The organism is Shewanella sp. FJAT-52076 (assembly GCF_019457455.1).
Taxonomy (GTDB): domain Bacteria; phylum Pseudomonadota; class Gammaproteobacteria; order Enterobacterales; family Shewanellaceae; genus Shewanella; species Shewanella zhangzhouensis.
Genome location: NZ_CP080415.1, coordinates 1,098,726 through 1,121,877, shown reverse-complemented (window position 1 = coordinate 1,121,877; position 23,152 = coordinate 1,098,726). Strand labels below are relative to the sequence as shown.

Here is a 23,152-nt window from a genome sequence, read left to right as displayed (position 1 = left end):
CCACGCTTTATCCAGGACAACATGCTTCACCTCCGTACAACAGGCAATAAAAAAGGCGGGTATCCCCGCCTTTTGGCTCCGCGATTAATGCTCGCGGGTCTTGGCAAACTGAATGTCGGGATAACGTTCCATCGACAGATTCAGATTAACCATGGTGGGGGCAATGTAAGTGAGGTTGTCACCACCATCCAATGCCAGGTTGGTGGAACACTTACGTTTGAATTCTTCCAGTTTACGCCCATCTTCACAATAGACCCAACGTGCCGTCGCCACGTTGACCGCCTCATAGATGGCTTCAACGTTATATTCGGACTTAAGGCGGGCAACTACCACCTCAAACTGCAGCACGCCCACAGCGCCCACGATAAGATCGTTGGTGTCCAGCGGGCGGAATACCTGCACAGCACCTTCTTCTGAAAGCTGTACCAGGCCCTTAAGCAGCTGCTTTTGCTTTAGAGGGTCTTTCAGGCGAATACGGCGGAACATTTCAGGTGCAAAGTTGGGAATACCGGTGAACTTGAGATCCTCACCCTGGGTGAAGGTATCACCAATCTGGATAGTACCGTGGTTATGCAGACCGATAATATCGCCCGCAAAGGCTTCTTCGGCGCGCTCACGGTCACCGGCCATAAAGGTCACGGCATCTGAGATGTTCACGGTTTTACCGATGCGCACGTGCTTCATCTTCATGCCCTGGGTGTACTTACCCGAGACTATACGCATAAAGGCGATACGGTCACGGTGCTTGGGATCCATGTTGGCCTGAATTTTAAACACGAAGCCGGAGAACTTGTCTTCACCCGCTTCCACGGTGCGCTCGCTGGTCTCTCGTGGCATAGGAGCAGGTGCCCACTGCGTCAGGCCATCGAGCATATGGTCTACACCAAAGTTCCCCAGAGCTGTACCAAAATAGACAGGTGTCAACTCACCACTCAAAAACAATTCCTTGTCGAACTCGTTGGAGGCGCCGCGTACCAGCTCCAACTCTTCACGCAGTTGCTCGGCAAAGTCACTGCCGACAGCAGCATCCAGCTCAGGATTATCCAGGCCTTTTACAATGCGCAGTTCCTGAATGGTGTGACCATGACCTGTCTGATACAGGATGGTTTCATCACGATGCAGATGATAAACGCCCTTGAACAGCTTACCGCAGCCAATGGGCCAGGTGATGGGAGCGCAGAGGATGTTGAGCTCGGTCTCTACCTCGTCGAGCAGCTCCATAGGATCGCGAATATCACGGTCGAGCTTGTTCATAAAGGTCACGATAGGGGTATCGCGCAGACGGGTGACTTCCATCAGCTTACGGGTACGGTCTTCCACACCCTTTGCGGCGTCAATCACCATCAAACAGGAATCCACCGCCGTGAGGGTGCGGTAGGTATCTTCCGAGAAGTCTTCGTGACCGGGGGTATCGAGCAGGTTCACCAGACAGCTGTTGTAAGGAAACTGCATCACAGAGGTGGTAACCGAAATACCACGCTCTTTTTCCATCTCCATCCAGTCAGACTTGGCATGCTGACCGCTGCCCCGCCCCTTTACAGTACCGGCGCTTTGGATAGCGCGGCCGTGCAACAGCACCTTTTCGGTAATGGTGGTTTTACCGGCGTCCGGGTGAGAAATAATGGCGAAGGTGCGGCGTGAAGCCACTTCGGCAAGCAATGTATTTGACATGGATAGCTTTCTTTCAAGTAGCGTCGCCGCCCTAAGGCGGCGACTCGAATGGCACTAAATTGGGGGGTATTTTCGCCTAAATTGGCCTTGAGTACAACGACAGCGCTTAAGGCTTGTCGATTGTTGCCTGAGCTTGTTCTGCCATACGGGCCAGTTCGACCCTGGCATACCTGTGCTCAACAAAGTCGTAGATGTTGGTGGCCAGCGCCAAACGGAAGTAGTTGGCAGCAGCATCTTTGTTGCCCAGCGACTCTTCCGCCTTGGCAACATAGAAGTAAGCCTCACACAGCCGTTCGGCGTATTCACGGGGATGATTAAGGCCAAGTTTCGCCTTTTCAAACAGGGCTTTTTTGCTCACAATCCCCAGATAAAAATCGGCAATGGCGGCCGCCCAGTCGTCTTTCAGCAACTGCCTGTGCTCGGCCAGATTCTTCAGCGCATTCTGTCGGTCAAGCTTGGTATCGATTAAATAATACCAAAGCGCCCGATAACCATCGGAGGGGTCGCGTCTGAGGAACATGTCCATATCGCTGACAGCCAAATCGCTGCGCTCACCGTAGTAAAGGGCGATACCACGGTTCAGATAGGCATAGTCATAATTGGGTTCAAGCTCGAGGACGGCATCAAAGGCTTCGTAAGCGTTATCGAAATCGCCTTCCTGGGTGTAATAAATGCCCAGAAAATTATAAGCATCGGCGATATTAGGCAGGATTTTCAGCGCTTGATGGAAATCGAGTCGCGCCATCAATCTCAGCCCCAGGGTGTCGTAAAGCACACCGCGCTCGTAATAGACCCGCGCCAATTGCTCTTCGTTGAGGTCCATGGTGGCAAGCACTTCGTTAAGCCGCGCCAGGCTAACTTCGTGCTTGTAGTCCGGCAATAGTGGCGCCACAACCAAGCGACCATCTGCATCATTGAGCGAGGTGTTGCCACTGGTCGACGCACAGCCGCCAGACATCATACTTGCCCCAATCAGGACCGACACCAACAATGTTCTGAGTTTTAGCTCCATCCAACTCTCACCTTTCGACCTGCGAAACCCTAATGGGCCCTGTGTCGCTCCATCATAGCAATCCATACTGTCACCCGCCATCAGCCATTGATATTTATTATAAATTGTCGGCCTGGTTTTCACTGTTCAATAAAAAAGGAGACCCAAAGGTCTCCTTTTATTAACCGTTATGGCTATCTGTTATTCGGCAGCAGGTTCTTTAACCTGAGCTTCTTTGATAGACAGACGCACACGACCCTGACGATCCACTTCCATTACCTTCACGGTCACTTCCTGGTTCAGTTGCAGGTGGTCAGATACGTTGGCTACACGCTCATCGCTGATTTGCGAGATGTGTACCAGACCATCTTTGCCAGGCAGGATGTTCACGAAGGCACCGAAGTCAACGATACGGATAACCTTACCAGTGTACAGACGGCCCACTTCCACTTCAGAGGTGATTTCCTCGATGCGGCGGATAGCTTCGCGGGTCGCGTCGCCATTGTTGGAGGCAATCTTCACAGTACCGTCGTCTTCCAGCTCGATGGTGGTACCGGTTTCTTCGGTCAGCGCACGGATAACGGCGCCGCCTTTACCGATAACATCACGGATCTTCTCTGGGTTGATCTTGATGGTGGTGATGCGAGGAGCGAAGTCAGAGATATCTGGACGGGCGCTGCCGATGGCCTGGTCCATTACGTTCAGGATGTGAACGCGGGCGCCATAAGCCTGCTGCAGAGCGATTTCCATGATTTCTTTGGTTATACCTTCGATTTTGATGTCCATCTGCAGGGCAGTAACACCATCACGGGTACCGGCCACTTTGAAGTCCATGTCGCCCAGGTGGTCTTCGTCACCCAGGATGTCTGACAGAACCACGAAGTTGTCGCCTTCTTTAACCAGGCCCATGGCAATACCGGCCACGGAAGTCTTGATAGGCACACCGGCATCCATCAGCGCCAGAGAGGTACCGCACACAGAGGCCATGGAAGAAGAACCGTTGGACTCGGTGATTTCAGATACCACACGTACAGAGTATGGGAACTCTTCGGCAGACGGCATTACGGCGTTGATACCACGCCATGCCAGCTTGCCGTGACCGATTTCGCGGCGCTTTGGCGAGCCAACCATACCGGTTTCACCCACAGAGTATGGAGGGAAGTTGTAGTGCAGCATGAAGCGGTTGGTGCGCTCGCCCATGATGGAGTCAATCTTCTGTGCATCACGCTCGGTACCCAGAGTACAGGTTACCAGCGCCTGGGTTTCACCGCGGGTGAACAGCGCACTGCCGTGGGTACGTGGCAGTACACCGGCCATAACTGACAGGGCACGGATCATGTCTGGCTCACGGCCATCAATACGTGGCATGCCAGCGATGATGCGGCTGCGAACCACGTTCTTCTCGAGGCTACCCAGCAGATCGGCCGCTTCACGTACGTTCACTTCAGGATTGGCTTCCTGCAGCTTGGCGATGGTGGCTTTCTTCACTTCACCAACGGCTTCGTAACGCTCTTGCTTGGCCATGATCTGGTAAGCGGCTGTCAGGCCTTCTTCGGCCAGCTCTTTGATTTGTGCAACCAGAGTTTCGTTCTTAACAGGTGCAGTCCAATTCCAACGTGGCTTGCCCGCTTCGGCAGCAAACTCGTTGATGGCATTGATAACAACCTGCTGCTGGTCGTGGCCGTAAACCACGGCGCCCAGCATCACTTCTTCTGGCAGAGATTTAGCTTCAGATTCAACCATCAGTACGGCGCTCTGGGTACCTGCAACCACCAGGTCCAGTTCGCTGCCAGCCAGTTCAGCGGCACCTGGGTTCAGCACGTATTCGCCATTCACATAACCTACGCGGGCAGCGCCCAGTGGACCATTGAATGGAATACCTGAAATCGCCAGGGCAGCAGAAGTACCGATCATAGAAACAATGTCCGGCTCAATCTGAGGGTCTACCGATACCACTGTGATGATGACCTGTACTTCGTTGGTAAAGTCATCAGGGAACAGGGGGCGGATTGGACGATCGATCAATCGGGCAATCAGAGTTTCGTCTTCAGATGGACGGCCTTCACGCTTAAAGAAGCCACCGGGGATCTTACCGGCTGCGTAAGTTTTTTCCTGGTAGTTTACGGTAAGTGGGAAGAAGTCACGGCCTGGATCTGCTTCCTTCTTGCCCACAACGGTAACCAGTACAGTTGTGTCGCCCATGCTTGCCATTACGGCACCATCGGCTTGACGAGCGATTACGCCTGTTTCCAGAGTGACTGTATGCTGACCATACTCAAAACTTTTTACGATAGGATTCACGTGACCCATTCCTTAATTAATGACCTTGAAATACGCGCGTAAGTATACTGCAAGTCAAGTAGATAGTTAAAGAGTGGAATCTGGTGACAAATCTTTAACTTTTCACTACAGTGGCTTTTATCGGACTGGCGAAATCCGTCCCGGAACGGACCTGCCCTAACGCTTCTATTAGCCCGGAAACTGATTGATGGCGATTCGGTTCAAATCACTTACCTGGAAACAAACCAACCTCGTTGTCTTCACAGCGCTGTTTTTTGCTGTTGCGATTTTTATCATCGAGCTGGCTCTGATGGTAATGTCAACCCGGGAAGCCTTGACTTCCAGCCAGCAGGAACTGCTTGATTCGGTTGAACAACCTGCTGCCAATGCGGTGTGGGCTCTGGATGATAACCTCGCCCGTCAAACCCTTGAAGGAGTGCTTAAAGTCGAGCATGTAGGCGCCTCGGTTATCGAGCTGGATGATGGTTCGCTGTTTGTCTCGGTCACCAACGGCAAAAACACCTACTCAAATTTTTTTAATAGTTTAAGTGAAGAACTCTTCGGGGATTTACGTGAAATCTCCCGTCCTTTGTACCGCCCTTTTTACTTTGAAGGCTCCAGACAACAGCAGCTGATTGGCAGCCTGACTATTTTTTATGATACCCAGGAACTGGCAAATACCCTCTTCGGCCAGCTAAAAGTGGGTTTTATGGCGACCCTGGCGCGGGCGCTGTTTCTGACGCTGGTGTTGTCCATCGTGTTTCACCGCTTTCTCACTCAGCCGATTGCCCGCATAAGTGAAGCCATCGACAAGATTGAGCCAGAGTCACCGGATGAAAACCTGCTCCCCATTTCCGATGCCCATAAAGACGATGAATTGGGCTTGGTAACCACCAAACTTAATCAAATCCTGCTGCAATTTGGCCAGACCCAGAGCAAACTGCGCAAGATGGCCACCAGAGACCCTCTCACCGGCCTGCCAAACCGTACCTTGCTGCTCGAAACCATTGCTGTGACAATACAGCGCGCCCGGGTTCACAAGCGTTCTTTTACCCTGCTGTTTATCGACCTCGACCGTTTTAAAAACGTCAACGACTCCCTGGGCCATGCTCTGGGCGATCAATTCCTTGCCCGTATCGCGCGGCTGCTGGAGCGGGTAGTGGGTGATAAAGGCACGGTTGCCCGCCTCGGCGGTGATGAGTTCGTTATCCTGGCGGACGAAATCCACTGTGCCGACATGGCAGCAGACTTTGTCGATAAACTATTGGTACAGCTGAACAATCCCATTCAGCTTGGGGACCACTCTATCCATCCCGCAGCCTCTGTGGGCATCTCCCTCTACCCAGAGGATGGCAACAGCGCCGAAGATCTTATCCGACACGCCGATATCGCCATGTACAGCGCCAAGGCCTCCGGCTCGAACCAGTGGGCCTTCTTTAAGCAGCAAATGACAGAGCGCGCGGCTGTGCGTTTACGCACCGAAGCGTCTTTGCATGATGCGCTCAAAAACGACGAGTTCGTACTGCACTTTCAGCCCAAGCTGGATTTGACCACAGGCAAGGTCATGGGCTGCGAGGCGTTAATCCGCTGGCAAAAAGATGGCCGTCTGATAAGCCCCATGTCTTTTATTCCGGTCGCAGAAGAAACCGGCATCATAGTTCCCATCGGCCGCTGGGTATTGGAGCAAAGCTGTAAAACACTGCGCCACTGGCAAAAGCAGTACAACTTCGCCATTCCCATTGCGGTCAATGTGGCATCACAGCAATTTGCCGATGCCAGCCTGGTGCCTGATATCAAGCAGATGGCGCTGCGCTATCAGATATCGCCGGATTTATTGGAAGTCGAAATCACCGAAACTTCATTGATGAGCGACGTAGAAACGGCCATCAGCAAACTGGAACAGCTTAAAAATGCCGGTTTTGGTATTGCGGTAGATGACTTTGGTACCGGCTATTCCTCGCTGTCTTATCTGCGACATCTGCCGATTACCACCATGAAAATTGACCGCTGTTTCGTGACTGACCTGCCCAACGACAGCGCCATCGCATCGACCATTCTGATGTTGGGGAAACAGCTGGATCTGCGGATTGTCGCGGAAGGTATTGAGAATGAGCAGCAGCTGCAGTGGCTCAAAAATGCAGGTTGCGGTATTGGTCAGGGCTTTTACTTCAGTCCGCCGTTACCCATGGAAGAGTTTGAAGAGAAATACATCCGTTCACAGACAGCTGAAATACAAAACCTCCACGGTTAACCAATAAAAGCCGATTCCAGAAACGAAAAAAGGAGGCAAATGCCTCCTTTTTTCTTGCTTCGCTGGATTAGCGACGCAGACCCAGCTTTTGGATCAGAGCGTTGTAACGCTCATTCTCGGTACGCTGCAGGTAAGACAGCAGCTTACGACGAGAGCTAACCATACGCAGCAGACCACGACGTGAGTGGTGATCGTGAATATGAGTCTTGAAGTGATCCTGCAGGTGGTTGATCTGAGCAGTCAGCAGAGCTACCTGAACTTCAGTTGAACCAGTGTCGTTTTCACCACGGCCAAACTCAGCCAGGATTTTTGCTTTAGCTTCAGTACTTAGTGACATGAATATCTCCAAAATATCAGTAAATTGTCTCAGCCGATCACTAACTCAGCCAAGAAGACGCGATATTTTAGCCACATTCGACTGCCGTAGCAACCGCTTTAGGCTTCATCATCGTAAAAGACAACAAGGCGCTTGGGCGCCAGCTGGCCATCTTCATTGATGGCACCCACACCAACAAACCGTCTGGCTTCACCAAGGGTAATGCGCATCAGGGTGTCGCAGGCCACACCAGCAACGCGCACCGGGTTTCCGTTCATCAGATAAGGGGCAACCGCATCCGGAATATTGACCTCCGGAAAATCGGCCACCGCAGTATCCATCGGCAGCAACAGCGAGTCGAGCAAGGTCCTCGGCTCAACGCCCTCCTGCTCTGCCTGCGAGAGCAATGCTTCGAGAGCTTCAATGGTCACCATGCGCTCATAAGGATAACCGGCGACAGCGGTACGCCTGAGCATAATCACATGGGCGCCACAGCCAAGCTTTTCACCGAGGTCGTCGATGATGGTACGGATATAGGTGCCCTTGGAGCAGTGAATATCCAACGTCAGCTCATCGCCTTCAAGCTTGATAAAGTTAAGCTCGAATACTGTGATGGGCCTGGCTTCACGTGGTACTTCCTTACCTTCACGGGCATACTTGTACAGGGGCTGGCCCTGATACTTGAGCGCCGAAAACATCGAAGGTACCTGCAGGGTATCGCCACGGAAACTGTCCAGGGCTGAATCCAATTGCTCCTGAGTGAAGTTCAGGGGTCTTTCGCTGACCACTTCGCCGTCGGAATCACTGGTATCAGTACGCTGACCAAGCTTGGCGGTAACCAGATAACGCTTATCCGCATCCAGCAGGTGCTGGGAAAACTTGGTCGCCTCACCGAGGCACACTGGCAACATGCCAGTCGCCAAAGGATCGAGCGCGCCTGTATGGCCGGCTTTGGACGCATTGTAAATGCGCTTGACCCGCTGCAGGGCATGATTGGAACTCATGCCTGTGGGCTTGTCCAGCAGGACGATACCGTCGATATTGCGCCCTTTGGTGCGTCTTGCCATCAGTCTTCCTCGCGCTGTCCTTCCTGGGGTTCATCGCCGCTGTGACCTTTCTTGGCCTCATCGTCTCGAATGACCTTACTCACCAGGTTTGACATGCGCATACCTTCAACCAGAGACGCATCGTAGATAAAGCGCAGCTCAGGCATCACCCTAAGCTTCATGCGACCGGCCACCAGGGTACGGGCATAAGGTGCAGCGGTATTGAGGGCAGCCAGTTTGGCTTCGATAACTTGAGGATCTTCCTCGAAAAAGGTCACGTACACTTTGGCGTGGCTCAGATCGCGGGATACATCCACGTCATTGACGGTTACCATGCCGATGCGAGGATCTTTCATGTCCCGCTGCAGTACAAAGGCCAGCTCCTGTTGCAGCTGCTGACCGATGCGGCGGGTACGACTAAATTCTCTTGCCATGATTACTTACCATAAAATCAACAAGGGCGGCCTGAGCCGCCCTTTTTTGGTTGTTAGAGTGTCCGTGCGACTTCGATAGTTTCGAACACTTCAATTTGATCGCCTACGCGAACATCATTGTAGTTCTTAACGCCGATACCACACTCCATGCCGTTGCGGACTTCGTTCACGTCGTCCTTGAAGCGGCGCAGAGACTCCAGCTCACCTTCATAGATTACCACGTTCTCACGCAGTACACGGATTGGCGCGCTGCGCTTCACGATACCTTCAATCACCATACAGCCGGCGATAGCGCCAAGCTTAGGCGACTTGAACACGTCACGCACTTCGGCCAGACCAATGATCTGCTGCTTGAACTCAGGTGACAGCATACCGCTCATGGCAGACTTCACTTCGTCAATCAGGTCGTAGATCACACTGTAGTAGCGCAGATCAACGGCTTCAGATTCGATGGTCTTACGGGCCTGGGCGTCGGCACGTACGTTAAAGCCAACCATGATGGCGTTGGAAGCGGCAGCCAGAGTCGCGTCGGTTTCGGTCAGAGCACCTACACCGGAAGCGATGATGTTCACCTTCACTTCATCGGTAGACAGCTTACGCAGCGAGTCGGTGATGGCTTCCAGAGAACCCTGTACGTCGGCCTTGAGGACGATGTTGAGTTCCTGTACTTCGCCTTCGGTCATGTTGGCAAACATGTTCTCGAGCTTGGACTTCTGCTGACGCGCCAGTTTCACATCACGGAACTTGCCTTGACGATACAGGGCCACTTCACGGGCTTTACGCTCGTCACGCACCACAGTCGCTTCGTCACCGGCAGAAGGCACACCTGACAGACCAAGGATCTCTACAGGAATAGATGGACCGGCTTCCATAATTGGGCGACCGTTTTCATCTTTCATGGCACGAATTTTACCGTACTCGAGACCACACAGAACGATGTCGCCCTGACGCAGCGTACCTTCCTGAACCAGAACGGTCGCTACCGGACCACGGCCCTTGTCGAGCTGAGATTCGATAACCACACCGGCGGCCATACCATCACGTACAGCTTTGAGTTCCAGAACTTCAGCCTGAAGCAGGATAGCTTCCAGCAGTTCATCAACGCCCTGACCAGTCTTGGCAGACACGTAACAGAACATGTTCTCGCCACCCCAGTCTTCTGACATTACGCCATGCTGAGACAGTTCGTTCTTCACACGGTCGATATCGGCTTCTGGCTTGTCCATCTTGTTCACAGCCACAATCAAAGGCACGTTACCGGCCTTGGCGTGCTGGATAGCTTCGATGGTCTGTGGCATTACGCCGTCGTCGGCGGCCACAACCAGAATAACGATGTCAGTTGCCTTGGCGCCACGGGCACGCATTGCGGTAAAGGCCGCGTGACCAGGGGTATCCAGGAAGGTGATCATGCCGTTGTCGGTTTCTACGTGGTAGGCACCGATGTGCTGGGTAATACCACCGGCTTCACCAGCCGCCACCTTGGTGCGACGGATGTAGTCGAGCAAGGAAGTCTTACCATGGTCAACGTGACCCATGATGGTTACCACAGGAGCGCGAGGCTCAAGCTTGGTGGTGCCTTCATCGTCACGATCCGCAAGAACCTGATGCTCCAGCTCGTTTTCACGCAGCAGTACAACCTTGTGGCCCATTTCCTCAGCAACCAGCTGGGCAGTTTCCTGATCCAGTACTTGGTTGATGGTTACCATGGATCCCATCTTCATCATGGCTTTGATGATTTCAGTGGCTTTAACTGCCATCTTCTGTGCCAGCTCGGCCACAGTCACAGTCTCGCCAATGCGCACGTCACGGGTCACAGCTGCCACGGGCTTGTTAAAGCCGTGTGCCATGGACTCGGGAGTGCTCTTGTACTTCATATGCTTCTCACGACCTTCGCGAGCGTCTTTACCACCACGCTTGCTCTTGGTCTGAGTCTTGTTGCGGTTGCGACGACCGCGTTTTTCATCATCCAGATCGGCACTGTCTTCGGCAGCACGGGCTACCTTGGACGTGGTCACATGGTGATCGCCATAACGCTCAGCCTCGATACGACGGCGCTCTTCTTCAGCCCAACGAGCGGCGTTTTCTTCAGCCAGCAGACGCGCTTTTTCTTTGGCAGCGGCTTCTTCCTGAGTAGCCTTGCTCTTGGCAGCTTCTTCCTGCTGCGCCTTCAGGCGAGCAGCTTCAGCCTTGGCTTCTTCAGACTCAACAGGCTTTGGCTGTTCTTTGGCAGCACTGACGCTGGCTTTTGCTTTGGCTTTGGCTTCCGCTTCGGCCTTGGCTTTTGCCTTGGCTTCAGCTTCGGCTTTTGCCTTGGCTTCGGCTTCTGCTCTCGCTTTGGCTTCTGCTTCAGCTTTTGCCTTGGCTTCTGCTTCAGCCTGAGCACGGGCCTCTTCTTCGGCCTTCAGGGCTGCTTCGTTGCCGTCACGCTTCACGAAAGTACGCTTCTTACGCACTTCGACTTTCACGTCTTTAGACTGACCACCACCGCTGGACACGCTCAGCGTAGACACAGTCTTACGCTGCAGTGTCATTTTGGTTGGCTGAGCGTCGCCGCCGTGTTGCTTCTTCAAAAAGTCCAGCAGTTGCTGTTTTTCTGATTCAGACACAGTGTCAACTTTAGCCTTCTTGATACCGGCCTGGGCAAACTGTTCGATAAGTCTATCAACAGTTTTACCGACTTCTGTGGCTAGTTTCTCTACCGTAATTTCCGTCATAGGTTACCTCCCCTGTTGATCGACTTAAGACTCTTCGCCAAACCAACAGATGTTACGGGCAGCCATGATCAGCGCACCGGCTTTCTCTTCTGTCAATTCTTCTATTTCGATCAAATCATCAATGCCTTGTTCGGCCAAATCTTCCAGCGTCACTACACCACGGCTTGCAAGTACAAACGCGAGGTGGCGCTCCATGCCTTCCAGATTCAGCAATTCTTCACTCGGCTCTGCACCGTCCAGCGCTTCTTCAGACGCCAACGCACGGGTAGAAATGGCCGCTTTGGCGCGCTCACGCAGCGCTTCAACGATATCCTCGTCAAAGCCATCGATTGCCAAGAGTTCGGCAACCGGTACATAAGCCACTTCTTCCAGTGAGGTGAAGCCTTCATCGGCCAGCACCTGAGCAAAATCTTCATCTACATCCAGTGACGCCATAAACAGCGCAACCACCTTGGCACTTTCGGCCTGGTGCTTGGCATTCATGTCTGCCACTGTCATCACGTTCAGCTCCCAACCGGTCAGTTGAGTGGCCAAACGCACGTTCTGACCGTTACGGCCAATGGCCTGGGCCAGAGAATCAGCTTCCACGGCGATATCCATGGAGTGGTTATCTTCATCCACGATGATAGAAGCCACATCGGCTGGTGCCATGGCGTTGATAACAAATTGCGCTGGGTTATCGTCCCACAGCACAATATCCACGCGCTCACCACCGAGTTCGTTGGACACGGCCTGAACACGGGCACCACGCATACCCACACAGGCGCCGATTGGATCGATGCGACGGTCGTTAGACTTCACAGCAATCTTGGCGCGGCTGCCTGGGTCACGGGCAGCACCCATCACCTGGATCATCTCGTCCGCAATTTCAGGCACTTCCACGCGGAAGAGCTCGATCAGCATTTCAGGCTTGGTGCGGGTCAGGTACAACTGAGCACCACGGGCCTCGGGACGTACTGCGTAGAGCAGTGCGCGAACGCGATCGCCTGGGCGGAAGGATTCGCGGGCAATCAGGTCTTCTTTGTACAACACGCCATCGGCGTTGTTACCAAGGTCAACGATGACACTGTCACGATTGCTCTTCTTCACCACACCAGTGATGATTTCGCCTTCTTTATCGTAAAACTGTTCAACTACCTGAGCACGCTCGGCCTCGCGCACTTTTTGCACGATAACCTGCTTGGCAGTTTGGGTTGTGATACGGTCGAAAACCACGGACTCGATTTCGTCCTCGATAAACTCACCCACCTGAATTTCAGGTTCTTCATAGCGGGCAGCTTCGAGCGTGATCTCGCGGTAAGGGTTTTCCAGCGCTTCGCCGTTGTCCTCAACCACCATCCAGCGACGGAAGGTTTCATAGTCACCGGTCTTGCGATCGATGGCCACACGAACGTCGATATCACCTTCGTACTTTTTCTTGGTTGCCGTGGCCAGAGCTGTCTCCAGCGCCTCGAAAATCTTTTCACGCGGAACGGCTTTCTCGTTTGAAACCGCCTCAGCGACCAGCAGAATCTCTTTATTCATCGTCTTGCCTCGTTCACCTTGAAACCATCAAAACTTCGCAATAATGTTGCCTTTGCGGATATTGTCCAGGGCAACGACCAATGTCTTGCCATCGACTATGATGGTCAGCATCTGGCCTTCAACCTTGTCGATAACACCTTTCAAGTTCCGACTGCCTTCCACAGGCATGGTCAGTTGTACTTTTACATCCTCACCCACATAACGGGCGTATTGGGCTGCGTTGAACAGCGGTCTGTCCAGCCCAGGCGAAGACACTTCGAGAGTGTATTCGTTGGAAATTGGGTCTTCCACATCGAGGATTGCACTGATTTGGCGACTGGCTTCAGCACAGTCGTCAACGGAAATACCCTGCTCGCTGTCGATATAAACACGCAGGATTGAATGCTTTCCTGCCTGCACGTATTCAATGCCCCACACCACATAGCCAGCGGCTTCGACAGCCGGTGTCAGCATTTCTGCCAGTCTGGTTTCCAATGTCGCCAAAGTGACCCCCGAAAAAACAAAAAAGGGCTATAAAGCCCCAGTAACTGTACCGCAAAACACTGCGGTGGATCTGAAAGTCCATATAACAAAAAACCCCGTAATAACGAGGCCATTGCTTATAAGAACCTGTTTACAGTAGCGAATTCTTCCATAAACTCGAAACTGGGAGCTGGTTGCGGGGGCCGGATTTGAACCGACGACCTTCGGGTTATGAGCCCGACGAGCTACCATGCTGCTCCACCCCGCGTCAACTGCTGCAAGTATATTGACTTAACAACTTACTTGCAATGATTGCTACCTGTTTGACTTGGTTACAATCATTTTAATTGGTGCCGAGAGCGGGACTTGAACCCGCACGTCCGTTAGGACACAGCCACCTCAAGGCTGCGCGTCTACCAATTTCACCACCTCGGCTAATCTTGCTTTTTAGTCAGGAATTTTGGTTTCTGACTTTTCGGTTTGCTGAACTTCCTCTGCGGCAGGTTCAGAACCGATGTTGTTCCATTTATCTTCCTGCTTGATGTGGTTCGCACTCAGGTTGCCAATGATCAGGCTCAGAGTGAAGAAAGCCACAGCCAGGATTGCAGTGGAACGGGTCAAAAAGTTGCCTGAACCACTCGAACCAAACAGGGTGCCTGATGCGCCTGCGCCAAATGACGCACCCATGTCGGCTCCTTTACCTTGCTGGATGAGAACCAGGCCAATCAGACCCAATGCAACCAACAAGTAGATAACTATCAGTACTTCGTACATATTATGCGCTCATTGCTATGGAACACAGAGTTAAAAACTCGGACGAGTTTAAACTGGCTCCGCCAATCAGTCCACCGTCAACATCAGGTTGGGCGAATAAATCTGCCGCGTTGCTTGGCGTTACACTTCCGCCATACAGAATCCTGACATTCTCCCCGATGAAGGGGGAAACTTCAGAGAGCCTTCTGCGAATAAACGCATGAACTTCCTGGGCTTGCTCTGGTGTAGCGCTTTTACCTGTCCCTACTGCCCAAAGGGGCTCATAGGCGATAATGGCGTTATCAAAAGCCATGGTACCGTTCTTTTCGATTACCACGTCCAGCTCTTCTGCTATCACCTCGAAGGTTCTTCTAGCTTCTCGAGCTGGGCCTGATTCACCAACACAGAGTATTGGCGTCAAGCCGTGCTTTTGGGCGGCGGCGAACTTTTCTGCGACTATGTCGCTGGTTTCACCATACATTCTTCGCCGCTCTGAATGCCCGACAATTACATATCGGCATCCGGAATCTTTCAGCATCTGCCCGGAAATCTCTCCGGTATACGCACCGAAGTCATGTTGACTCAAGTTTTGAGCCCCCATTCGAACGAGGCTACCATTTAAGGCTTCCTTATTCGCTTCGAGCAACTGCCTGACGCTCTCGAGGTAAATTGTCGGCGGACACAAGACAACTTCCGCTGAATCATTTTGGAGCTTAACGGCAAACTTTTTGAAGAGTTCCTGTGCCAGCGCTGCGCTGCCATTCATCTTCCAGTTGCCTGCTACCATTGGACGTCTGAGTGCCATCTCCATCTCCTCTGAAAGCGGAGCGAATAATAGCGAACCGCGTTTTAAGTTACAACACCTATTTTCGACTTTTTGGCAAAAACAGGCCCGACTGTTGCTTTTTTATTCCAGCGAGCCCATTTTTGCTTAAAATGCGCGCTAAGCCACTAAAATTTATACATTAACTCTTTTAAGCGGCCGCTTTTACTGCATCGGCAATGGCGTTGGCGAGACGCGTCACTGTCTCTTTATCTTCACCCTCAACCATCACCCTCAGCAGCGGCTCTGTACCGGATTTACGAAGCAACACCCGGCCCCGTTCACCGAGCTCGCGTTCCACTTCAGCTACCTTGGCAGTAACACTTTCCGCTTCCAGCGGATTTTTATCGCCTTCAAAGCGCACATTCACAAGCACCTGTGGGAACATCTTGAGCTTGGCAATCAGCTGTTGCAGATCTTTTCCGCTGCGACGCATTGCCGCAAGCACCAGAATGCCGGCCACAATACCGTCACCGGTAGTCCCGTGGTCGAGGTTGAGAATGTGCCCGGAATTTTCTCCACCGATGCGCCAACCCAGCTCTTTGAGAAGTTCCATCACATAGCGGTCGCCCACCTTGGAGCGGGCGAAGGGAATATCCTCGTCTTTAAGTGCCAGTTCAAGGCCCAGGTTTGCCATTTGGGTGCCCACGACACCGCCCTTTAACAGACCGCGCTCTTTTGCATCCAGTGCCAGTATGTAGAGAATTTGGTCGCCATCTATGATGTCACCGTCTCCGGTTACCATCATGATCCGGTCACCATCACCATCCAGGGCAATCCCAAGGTCGGCGTTGACTTCGAGTACCTTCTCACGGATGGCCCCCATCGAGGTCGCACCGCACTTATCGTTGATGTTCATGCCATTAGGCTCAACGCCAATAGCTACTACCTCAGCACCGAGCTCACGAAATACTGCCGGGGCTATGTGGTAAGTTGCACCATGGGCACAATCCACCACAATTTTCAGGCCACTCAAAGTTTGGTCTGCCGGGAAGTTCCCTTTGCAATATTCGATATAACGGCCACGTGCATCATCGATGCGGGATACCTTGCCCAAAAACTGGGACTCGGCGCAGATCAGCGGTTTTTCCAATTCGGCTTCAATGGCAAGCTCAATTTCATCATCCAGCTTACTGCCATCATTGGAAAAGAACTTAATACCATTGTCGTAATATGGGTTATGGGAAGCGCTGATAACGACACCGGCTTCTGCCCGGAAAGTACGGGTAAGATAAGCGACTGCAGGTGTAGGCATGGGCCCCATTAACAACACGTTAAGCCCAGCGGAAGAAAAGCCAGCCTCCAACGCCGACTCGAACATGTACCCCGAGATACGGGTATCTTTTCCGATGATGACCTTTTTGGTGCCAGTTCTTGCCAGCACCCTGCCTGCGGCCCACCCGAGTTTCAATGCCAATTCGGGCGTCATCTGATCCGCGCCCACTTTGCCGCGGATCCCATCGGTTCCAAAAAATTTACGTTGTGACACTCTCTACCCCATTCACATCCACGCTCAATGATGAGCGTTTGTTGGTCCCTGCTCCAATTACATTACAGGTTTTTATATTCCCGGTTGGCCTCAAGCACCTTGAGGACATCTATGGTCTCTGCAACATCATGCACCCTGATTATGTTTGCGCCCTGCTGCGCCGACAATAAGGCACCAGCTAGACTGCCTGCAAGGCGTGAAGTTGCATCACGGCCAAGCAAATTGCCAAGCATACTCTTTCGGGACAAGCCTGCCAGCAGCGGCAAATCAAATCGCTCAAACTCTGCAAATCGGGCAAGCAGCTCATAGTTGTGCGAAAGTGTTTTACCGAATCCAAATCCGGGATCAAGGATAATCTGCGCCTGTGGGATCCCCGCGTCAACACAAGCAGCGATGCGATGTTCAAAAAACGTGCAAACATCTTCTATTAAATTGTCATATTCCGGGCTTTGTTGCATGGTGCGCGGCTGCCCCTGCATATGCATTAAGCATACGGCTAATCCCGAAGCCGCCGCGGCTTCGAGCGCCCCCGGCTCCATCAGTGCACGCACATCATTGATCAAGTGGGCACCGGCCTTGGCGGCTTCACTCATCACACCGGCTTTACTGGTATCCACCGAAATCCATACGTCGTGGGTCTTGCTGACATACTCTACCAGTGGGATCACACGGCTGAGCTCTTCATCCAGCGATACCTCGGCAGCACCGGGGCGGGTAGACTCGCCACCTATATCAATAATGGCCGCACCTTCTGTTACCAACTGGTCAGCATGTTCACAGGCACGCTCAAACGCGGTGAACTGGCCTCCGTCAGAAAACGAATCCGGAGTCACGTTCAAAATTCCCATCACCACGGGGCAGCTAAGGTCGAGAGTTTTCTCTCTGGCAGTCAGCGTAAACACGGGTACTCCTTAAACAAGAAAACCCCGGGTGCGGGGTTTTCTCAGTGACATCAATCGTTAAGCACTATCAATGTTTGGTCACAGGTTCATCTGGGTTCAGGTCTGTAGGCTCTGCTGACTCATTGTCTTGTGCAGCAGCTTCCACGCTTTTATTACCCTTATCACCTTTATCACCATTTTGTTCATCCTTCTGCCAGTCAGCTGGCAGACGGACTTCCCGGCGCTCCATCAAATCTTCAATCTGACGGGCGTCAATGGTTTCGTACTTCATCAGAGCGTCTTTCATGGCATGCAGGATGTCCATGTTTTCAACCAGCAACTGATTGGCACGCTCGTAGTTACGGTCAATGATGACTTTCACTTCAGCATCAATCAGCGCAGCTGTCTCATCAGACATATGCTTGGCCTTGGCCATGGAGCGACCGAGGAATACCTCACCCTCTTCATCGGCATAAAGCAGGGGACCGAGCTTTTCGGAGAAGCCCCACTGAGTCACCATGTTACGGGCAATGGATGTTGCATATTTGATGTCCTGCGACGCCCCGGTGGATACCTGTTCGGTACCATAAATCAGCTCTTCGGCCAGGCGACCACCGTAGGCAACCGAGATTTTACTCTCAAGCTTACGACGACTCTGGCTGATGGCATCAGCCTCAGGCAGGAAGAAGGTTACACCAAGCGCGCGGCCACGGGGTATGATGGTAACCTTGTGCACTGGGTCGTGCTCAGGTACCAGATAACCCACAATGGCGTGACCTGCTTCATGGTATGCGGTCATTTCCTTTTCGGCTTCCGACATCACCATGGACCGGCGCTCGGCGCCCATCATGATCTTGTCTTTGGCGCGTTCAAACTCTTCCATACTCACCACGCGGCGGTTGCCACGGGCGGCAAAGAGGGCTGCTTCGTTTACCAGGTTGGCCAAGTCAGCACCGGAGAAACCGGGCGTACCACGAGCGATAACACTGGCTTTTACATCTTCAGCCAAAGGCACTTTGCGCATATGCACTTTAAGGATTTGCTCACGACCACGTACGTCTGGCAAACCGACTACCACCTGGCGGTCGAAACGGCCGGGACGCAGCAGCGCCGCATCCAGTACGTCAGGACGGTTGGTAGCGGCAATCACGATAATACCTTCGTTGCCTTCGAAACCATCCATCTCAACCAACATCTGGTTCAGGGTTTGCTCACGCTCATCATGACCACCACCGAGACCGGCGCCGCGCTGGCGACCTACTGCATCGATTTCGTCGATAAAGATGATACAAGGGGCTGACTTTTTGGCTTGGTCGAACATGTCGCGCACACGGGACGCGCCCACACCCACAAACATTTCGACGAAGTCTGAACCTGAAATGGTAAAGAAAGGTACCTTGGCTTCACCGGCAATGGCTTTTGCCAGCAGTGTCTTACCCGTACCTGGAGGGCCAACCATCAGTACACCGGTAGGAATGCGGCCACCCAATTTCTGGAACTTGGTAGGGTCGCGCAGATAGTCCACCATTTCCTTCACTTCTTCTTTGGCTTCATCACAGCCGGCCACATCGGCGAAGGTGGTTTTAATCTGATCTTCACTCATCAGCTTGGCTTTACTCTTGCCAAAGGACATAGCGCCCTTGCCGCCACCGCCCTGCATCTGACGCATGAAGAAAATCCACACGCCGATAAGCAACAGCATGGGGAACCAGGAGATGAAAATTTGAGTCAGGAAACTGGATTCCTGCGCTTCTTCCCCTTTGATGACAACACCTTTACGCACCAGGTCATTGATCAGGTCCTGGTCGTACATGGGCATGATAGTCGTGAACTTTTCACCACTGCGCTTTTGCCCTTCAATGGTGCGTTGGTCGCTCTTGAACTCAACCGCCAGGATCTGATCGGCTTTGTTTTCTTCGAGGAACGTGGAGTATTCCATCTTCTGCGATGAGGAAGAAGAGGGGGAGTAACCCTGGAATACCGACATCAGCACAACGGCGATGACGACCCAGAGAATAAGATTTTTTGCCATATCACTCAAATTAATAGACCTCTTTAAAGTCTGTCGAAGCTAAGCGTTAGGGTACTACAACTTATACCCGGTCGCCACCAGATAGACCTCACGGGAACGCGCCCGTGATGAGTCCGGTTTACGGGTCTTAACGACCTTAAACGCCTCTCTGACCGCTTTCATGTACTCGTCAAAGCCCTCCCCCTGAAAGACTTTGACGGCAAAGCTGCCATTGGGCGCTAATACCTGATGACACATATCCAGTGCCAATTCCACCAGATACATGGCTCGGGGCTGATCGACCCCATCAGAACCACTCATATTGGGTGCCATATCAGAGAGCACCACATCTACCTTCTCATCGCCAACCCGCTCGAGCAGTGCATTAAGCACGGCGTCTTCGCGGAAGTCACCCTGCAGAAAATCAACGCCAACTATGGGGTCCATAGGCAGGATATCACAGGCTATCACTTTACCCCTATCACCCACGAGTTTGACCGCAACCTGAGACCAGCCACCCGGTGCCGCTCCCAAATCCACCACCGTCATGCCGGGCTTTATCAGATGATCCTTTTCCTGCAATTCTTCGAGCTTGAAGGCGGCGCGGGAGCGTAAGCCCCGTTTTTGTGCCAATTTCACATAGTGATCATCAAAATGCTCCTGCATCCAACGGGTGGAGCTGGCCGAACGTTTTTTAGCTGTCATTAAAAATCCGCGACAATGAGAGTTACACAAGGGCTATATAAGGGTAGAATACCCAACTTTCAACAGTAACTCAGCAAAAGTTGGTACAAATGAATCTGACCACCAAACAAAAACAGCATCTCAAAGGACTGGCGCACGATTTAAAGCCGGTGGTGCTGCTCGGGGCCAATGGCCTTACCGAGGGAGTGCTGGCTGAAATCGACGGAGCCCTGAGTCACCATGAACTTATCAAGGTGAAAGTGGCCAGCAGCGATCGTGAAATGAAAAACGCCATCGTTGACGCCATTGTACGTGAAACCCAAGCCGCCAAGGTGCAGCTTATCGGTCACGTGCTGGTGCTGTATCGCCAGTCCGAAGAACAAAAGATTGCCCTGCCAAAGGCGCGATAATCTTTCGCTCTTTATTTGATGAAGAGCATCAACAAAAAAGCCGCTTAACAGCGGCTTTTTTGTTTGGTCGGCACCGAAAGCAATCAGATGTATTGCACTTCCACCACTTCATAAGCGGTCACGCCGGCAGGGGTGGTGATGTTAACTTCGTCACCAAGGTTTTTACCCACCAGACCACGGGCAATGGGGGAGTTCACTGAAATCAGGTTTTCTTTGATGTTGGCTTCATCGTCACCCACGATGCGATAGGTCACTTCAGCATCGGTATCCAGATTCAAGATAGTGACAGTAGCACCGAAGATAATGCGGCCATTGTTGGTCATCTTGGTGACATCAATGATTTGAGCATTGGACAGCTTGCCTTCGATATCACGAATACGGGCTTCGCAGATCCCCTGCTCTTCACGGGCAGCGTGATACTCGGCATTTTCCTTCAGGTCGCCAAGTTCTCTTGCCGCAGCAATGGCTTCAGTGATTTTAGGGCGGCGGTCAAACTTCAAAATGTCCAGTTCTTTGCGGAGCTGCTCGGCTCCAACCACCGTCATAGGCACCTTATTCATAGTGTCTTTCGTCTCCTTAAAACAAAAGCAACCTGATGCCGGTAATCTACCAGCACAGGAAAACGATGCGTGAAATTGGCGCTAGTGTACCCTGAAATCTGTGGCCGATGCACGACAATTCCCCATGAAAAACGCCCCTTTCGGGGCGTCTTAACAGGTGTATATCGCGTTATTTACGAATGCCTTCAACAACCAGATCCAGGGTAACATGGGTAGAGGCTGGTCCCAAGTCATAGTTGATGTTGTAATCCTTGAGGGCAAAGCTGGTGCTGCCGGTAAAGCCCGCGCGATAACCACCCCAGGGGTCGCTGCCCTCACCGATGGCAACGGCATCTATGGTTAACGGCTTGGTCACGCCGTTAAGGGTAAAGTTACCTTCGATAACCAAAGTGCCATCGCTGCCCGCCTTCACTGATGTAGACTCAAACACGGCCTCAGGATACTTACCCGCATTGATAAAGTCGGCACTCTTTAAGTGCTTATCGCGCTCGGCATGATTAGAGTCCAGGCTTTGGGTGTTCACAGTTACCTTTACTTTGGCAGCTTCAGGTGACTTGCCATCAAAGCTGAATTCGCCACCAAAGTCGTTAAAGCGGCCAACCACAAAGCTGTAGCCCAGATGATTTACTTTAAAGTTGATGGAAGCATGTGCTCCCTGAGTATCAATCACATAGTCTGCAGCCGAGGCTGGAACAGCGATAAATGACGTAACAAACAGGGTCGAAAGCAGAGTCTTTTTCATGTTCAGATTTCCTTTTGAGGTCTTAGAATTCGTAATAAAGTGGCGTTTCTATTAATAACGTGGTGTTTGATGGCAGCCAGCGCATGGGCACTCACCAGGGCGATTAAAAGCCATGCAATCACACTGTGGATTTGTCCGGCCAAGTCTTCCTGTCCGGGAAATGACACAAGCGATGGAATGGATACCAGCTCAAACAGCTCCAGGGCCCGGCCATCGGCTGTCGAAATAAGGTAGCCACTTATCACCAGTCCCAGTGGCAACAGGTAAAGCGCGACATGCACTATTTTGGCAAGTACCACTTCGGTGCCCTTGCCCAACGCGCTCGGCTGTTGATCCCCTAAGCGTATCGCCAGCCTCAGTAGCAGTAACGCAAACACCACGCCGCCCAAGCCTTTGTGCCAATATGGGGCGACGCGGTACCACTCGCTATAGTAGTTAAGTTCTACCATCCACAACCCCAAGGCGAAGAGTCCCAGGATAAGCACCGCCATCACCCAATGAATACCTATGGCAAACCAGCCATAACCTGACGCGCGATTTCGCCACATATCATCAACACACCGTCTAACGAGAGTGCTTTTCATCTTAATTGGTGGCCGAAATAATAAAATCGCTAAAAATCGCCCATATGGTTCGATTTTTTAGAAATAAGAAAGGAACAGACAAGCGTTTCAGAGGACCAAAGAGTTAAATAGCCGTACAGCAGCAAGAGAGTAGCGCAGCAACGCCGTCATTTTGTTGGTTAATTCGGCAATAATGTGCCTTTTTCATTAGCTTTGGTGATTATCTGGCCAGACACGTCGCAACTCAGGAAAAAGCGCTTGCAGGAAAAAAATGACCGCTATATTATACGCGCACTCCAGACGAGACGGGCACAACAACCCGGTCTGAAGTAGACGACTAACACTCAGCTTAGTTGCCCGAATAGCTCAGTTGGTAGAGCAGCGGATTGAAAATCCGCGTGTCCCTGGTTCGATTCCGGGTTCGGGCACCATCTTTCAGGCCGGCATAGCTCAGTTGGTAGAGCAACTGACTTGTAATCAGTAGGTCCCGAGTTCGACTCTTGGTGCCGGCACCATAAAAAGTTTAAAGCCACTCTTTGAGTGGCTT

20 protein-coding genes and 4 tRNA genes are annotated in these 23,152 nt (G+C 52.2%); 4 read left to right on the top strand and 20 right to left on the bottom strand.

All coding sequences use genetic code 11. The annotated features are described in order from the left end of the window. Positions 1–84 precede the first annotated feature (84 nt). The 3 genes from prfC to pnp all read right to left on the bottom strand — a co-directional run bounded on the left by prfC (position 85) and on the right by pnp (position 4,963). On the bottom strand, positions 85–1,671 hold the full coding sequence (prfC, locus tag K0H79_RS04920) for a peptide chain release factor 3 (protein WP_220067031.1): 1,587 nt from the start codon (positions 1,669–1,671) through the stop codon (positions 85–87). A 106-nt stretch (positions 1,672–1,777) separates the two neighbouring features. Then, positions 1,778–2,683, bottom strand: coding sequence for a lipoprotein NlpI (nlpI, locus tag K0H79_RS04915; protein WP_220077514.1), 906 nt, complete (start codon positions 2,681–2,683; stop codon positions 1,778–1,780). A gap of 180 nt (positions 2,684–2,863) precedes the next feature. Further along, complete coding sequence (gene pnp / locus K0H79_RS04910; RefSeq protein ID WP_220077513.1) at positions 2,864–4,963, bottom strand: polyribonucleotide nucleotidyltransferase; 2,100 nt, start codon at positions 4,961–4,963, stop codon at positions 2,864–2,866. A gap of 187 nt (positions 4,964–5,150) precedes the next feature. On the opposite strand from pnp, the gene K0H79_RS04905 reads away from it, so the two are divergent. Further along, positions 5,151–7,193, top strand: coding sequence for a bifunctional diguanylate cyclase/phosphodiesterase (locus K0H79_RS04905; RefSeq protein ID WP_220067028.1), 2,043 nt, complete (start codon positions 5,151–5,153; stop codon positions 7,191–7,193). Positions 7,194–7,260: 67 nt separating this feature from the next. Here the strand turns inward: K0H79_RS04905 and rpsO are convergent, their stop codons facing one another. The 14 genes from rpsO to rlmE all read right to left on the bottom strand — a co-directional run bounded on the left by rpsO (position 7,261) and on the right by rlmE (position 20,351). After that, positions 7,261–7,530, bottom strand: a complete 270-nt coding sequence (rpsO, locus tag K0H79_RS04900) for a 30S ribosomal protein S15 (protein WP_011759080.1) — start codon at positions 7,528–7,530, stop codon at positions 7,261–7,263. A gap of 98 nt (positions 7,531–7,628) precedes the next feature. Further along, on the bottom strand, positions 7,629–8,576 hold the full coding sequence (gene truB, locus K0H79_RS04895) for a tRNA pseudouridine(55) synthase TruB (RefSeq protein WP_220077512.1): 948 nt from the start codon (positions 8,574–8,576) through the stop codon (positions 7,629–7,631). Then, complete coding sequence (gene rbfA, locus K0H79_RS04890) at positions 8,576–8,989, bottom strand: 30S ribosome-binding factor RbfA (RefSeq protein ID WP_220067026.1); 414 nt, start codon at positions 8,987–8,989, stop codon at positions 8,576–8,578. Before rbfA ends, truB begins: the two co-directional genes overlap by 1 nt. A gap of 53 nt (positions 8,990–9,042) precedes the next feature. Then, complete coding sequence (gene infB, locus K0H79_RS04885) at positions 9,043–11,703, bottom strand: translation initiation factor IF-2 (protein ID WP_220077511.1); 2,661 nt, start codon at positions 11,701–11,703, stop codon at positions 9,043–9,045. Positions 11,704–11,727: 24 nt separating this feature from the next. Further along, positions 11,728–13,227: a transcription termination factor NusA gene (gene nusA / locus K0H79_RS04880; RefSeq protein WP_220077510.1), complete on the bottom strand. Its 1,500-nt coding sequence runs from the start codon at positions 13,225–13,227 to the stop codon at positions 11,728–11,730. 27 nt (positions 13,228–13,254) lie between these two features. Beyond that, positions 13,255–13,710, bottom strand: coding sequence for a ribosome maturation factor RimP (gene rimP / locus K0H79_RS04875; protein WP_220077509.1), 456 nt, complete (start codon positions 13,708–13,710; stop codon positions 13,255–13,257). A 170-nt stretch (positions 13,711–13,880) separates the two neighbouring features. Then, positions 13,881–13,957: transfer RNA gene (locus K0H79_RS04870), tRNA-Met, on the bottom strand. A gap of 80 nt (positions 13,958–14,037) precedes the next feature. Then, positions 14,038–14,124, bottom strand: a tRNA-Leu gene (locus K0H79_RS04865). 12 nt (positions 14,125–14,136) lie between these two features. Continuing rightward, positions 14,137–14,463 (bottom strand): preprotein translocase subunit SecG, encoded by a 327-nt coding sequence (secG, locus tag K0H79_RS04860; RefSeq protein WP_220077508.1) that lies wholly within the window; start codon positions 14,461–14,463, stop codon positions 14,137–14,139. A 1-nt stretch (position 14,464) separates the two neighbouring features. Continuing rightward, a complete protein-coding gene (gene tpiA, locus K0H79_RS04855; protein ID WP_220067022.1) occupies positions 14,465–15,247 on the bottom strand; it encodes a triose-phosphate isomerase in 783 nt (260 codons plus the stop codon). Positions 15,248–15,416: 169 nt separating this feature from the next. After that, positions 15,417–16,754: a phosphoglucosamine mutase gene (glmM, locus tag K0H79_RS04850; RefSeq protein ID WP_220067021.1), complete on the bottom strand. Its 1,338-nt coding sequence runs from the start codon at positions 16,752–16,754 to the stop codon at positions 15,417–15,419. 62 nt (positions 16,755–16,816) lie between these two features. Next, the gene (gene folP, locus K0H79_RS04845) at positions 16,817–17,656 is read right to left on the bottom strand and encodes a dihydropteroate synthase (RefSeq protein ID WP_220077507.1); all 840 of its coding nucleotides are present in this window, start codon (positions 17,654–17,656) and stop codon (positions 16,817–16,819) included. Between the two features lie 67 nt (positions 17,657–17,723). Further along, entirely contained in the window at positions 17,724–19,676 is a 1,953-nt protein-coding gene (gene ftsH / locus K0H79_RS04840) for an ATP-dependent zinc metalloprotease FtsH (RefSeq protein WP_220077506.1), read from the bottom strand. A gap of 45 nt (positions 19,677–19,721) precedes the next feature. Continuing rightward, the gene (gene rlmE, locus K0H79_RS04835) at positions 19,722–20,351 is read right to left on the bottom strand and encodes a 23S rRNA (uridine(2552)-2'-O)-methyltransferase RlmE (RefSeq protein ID WP_011759069.1); all 630 of its coding nucleotides are present in this window, start codon (positions 20,349–20,351) and stop codon (positions 19,722–19,724) included. 89 nt (positions 20,352–20,440) lie between these two features. On the opposite strand from rlmE, the gene yhbY reads away from it, so the two are divergent. Further along, positions 20,441–20,740 carry a ribosome assembly RNA-binding protein YhbY gene (yhbY, locus tag K0H79_RS04830; RefSeq protein ID WP_011759068.1) on the top strand — a complete coding sequence of 100 codons (300 nt, stop codon included), beginning with the start codon at positions 20,441–20,443 and terminating at the stop codon, positions 20,738–20,740. An 83-nt stretch (positions 20,741–20,823) separates the two neighbouring features. On the opposite strand, the gene greA is transcribed toward yhbY, so the two are convergent. From greA to K0H79_RS04815, 3 genes are all read right to left on the bottom strand, one after another. Next, positions 20,824–21,300 (bottom strand): transcription elongation factor GreA, encoded by a 477-nt coding sequence (gene greA / locus K0H79_RS04825; protein ID WP_203326288.1) that lies wholly within the window; start codon positions 21,298–21,300, stop codon positions 20,824–20,826. A gap of 169 nt (positions 21,301–21,469) precedes the next feature. Next, positions 21,470–22,042: a YceI family protein gene (locus tag K0H79_RS04820; RefSeq protein WP_220077505.1), complete on the bottom strand. Its 573-nt coding sequence runs from the start codon at positions 22,040–22,042 to the stop codon at positions 21,470–21,472. Between the two features lie 2 nt (positions 22,043–22,044). Further along, entirely contained in the window at positions 22,045–22,590 is a 546-nt protein-coding gene (locus K0H79_RS04815) for a cytochrome b (protein ID WP_220077504.1), read from the bottom strand. Between the two features lie 370 nt (positions 22,591–22,960). Between K0H79_RS04815 and K0H79_RS04810 the strand changes: the two genes are divergently transcribed. Continuing rightward, positions 22,961–23,036, top strand: a tRNA-Phe gene (locus K0H79_RS04810). An 8-nt stretch (positions 23,037–23,044) separates the two neighbouring features. Continuing rightward, positions 23,045–23,120: transfer RNA gene (locus K0H79_RS04805), tRNA-Thr, on the top strand. Positions 23,121–23,152: the final 32 nt, after the last annotated feature.

Excerpts from the sequence above, each read along its gene's own strand:
- rpsO (WP_011759080.1), bottom strand. The coding sequence starts at position 7,530 with ATGTCACTAAGTACTGAAGCTAAAGCAAAAATCCTGGCTGAGTTTGGC.
- tpiA (WP_220067022.1), bottom strand. The coding sequence starts at position 15,247 with ATGGCACTCAGACGTCCAATGGTAGCAGGCAACTGGAAGATGAATGGC.
- truB (WP_220077512.1), bottom strand. The coding sequence starts at position 8,576 with ATGGCAAGACGCACCAAAGGGCGCAATATCGACGGTATCGTCCTGCTG.
- rlmE (WP_011759069.1), bottom strand. The coding sequence starts at position 20,351 with ATGACAGCTAAAAAACGTTCGGCCAGCTCCACCCGTTGGATGCAGGAG.
- K0H79_RS04820 (WP_220077505.1), bottom strand. The coding sequence starts at position 22,042 with ATGAAAAAGACTCTGCTTTCGACCCTGTTTGTTACGTCATTTATCGCT.
- infB (WP_220077511.1), bottom strand. The coding sequence starts at position 11,703 with ATGACGGAAATTACGGTAGAGAAACTAGCCACAGAAGTCGGTAAAACT.
- greA (WP_203326288.1), bottom strand. The coding sequence starts at position 21,300 with ATGAATAAGGTGCCTATGACGGTGGTTGGAGCCGAGCAGCTCCGCAAA.
- secG (WP_220077508.1), bottom strand. The coding sequence starts at position 14,463 with ATGTACGAAGTACTGATAGTTATCTACTTGTTGGTTGCATTGGGTCTG.
- K0H79_RS04815 (WP_220077504.1), bottom strand. The coding sequence starts at position 22,590 with ATGTGGCGAAATCGCGCGTCAGGTTATGGCTGGTTTGCCATAGGTATT.
- nusA (WP_220077510.1), bottom strand. The coding sequence starts at position 13,227 with ATGAATAAAGAGATTCTGCTGGTCGCTGAGGCGGTTTCAAACGAGAAA.
- K0H79_RS04905 (WP_220067028.1), top strand. The coding sequence starts at position 5,151 with ATGGCGATTCGGTTCAAATCACTTACCTGGAAACAAACCAACCTCGTT.
- rbfA (WP_220067026.1), bottom strand. The coding sequence starts at position 8,989 with ATGGCAAGAGAATTTAGTCGTACCCGCCGCATCGGTCAGCAGCTGCAA.
- yhbY (WP_011759068.1), top strand. The coding sequence starts at position 20,441 with ATGAATCTGACCACCAAACAAAAACAGCATCTCAAAGGACTGGCGCAC.
- nlpI (WP_220077514.1), bottom strand. The coding sequence starts at position 2,683 with ATGGAGCTAAAACTCAGAACATTGTTGGTGTCGGTCCTGATTGGGGCA.
- prfC (WP_220067031.1), bottom strand. The coding sequence starts at position 1,671 with ATGTCAAATACATTGCTTGCCGAAGTGGCTTCACGCCGCACCTTCGCC.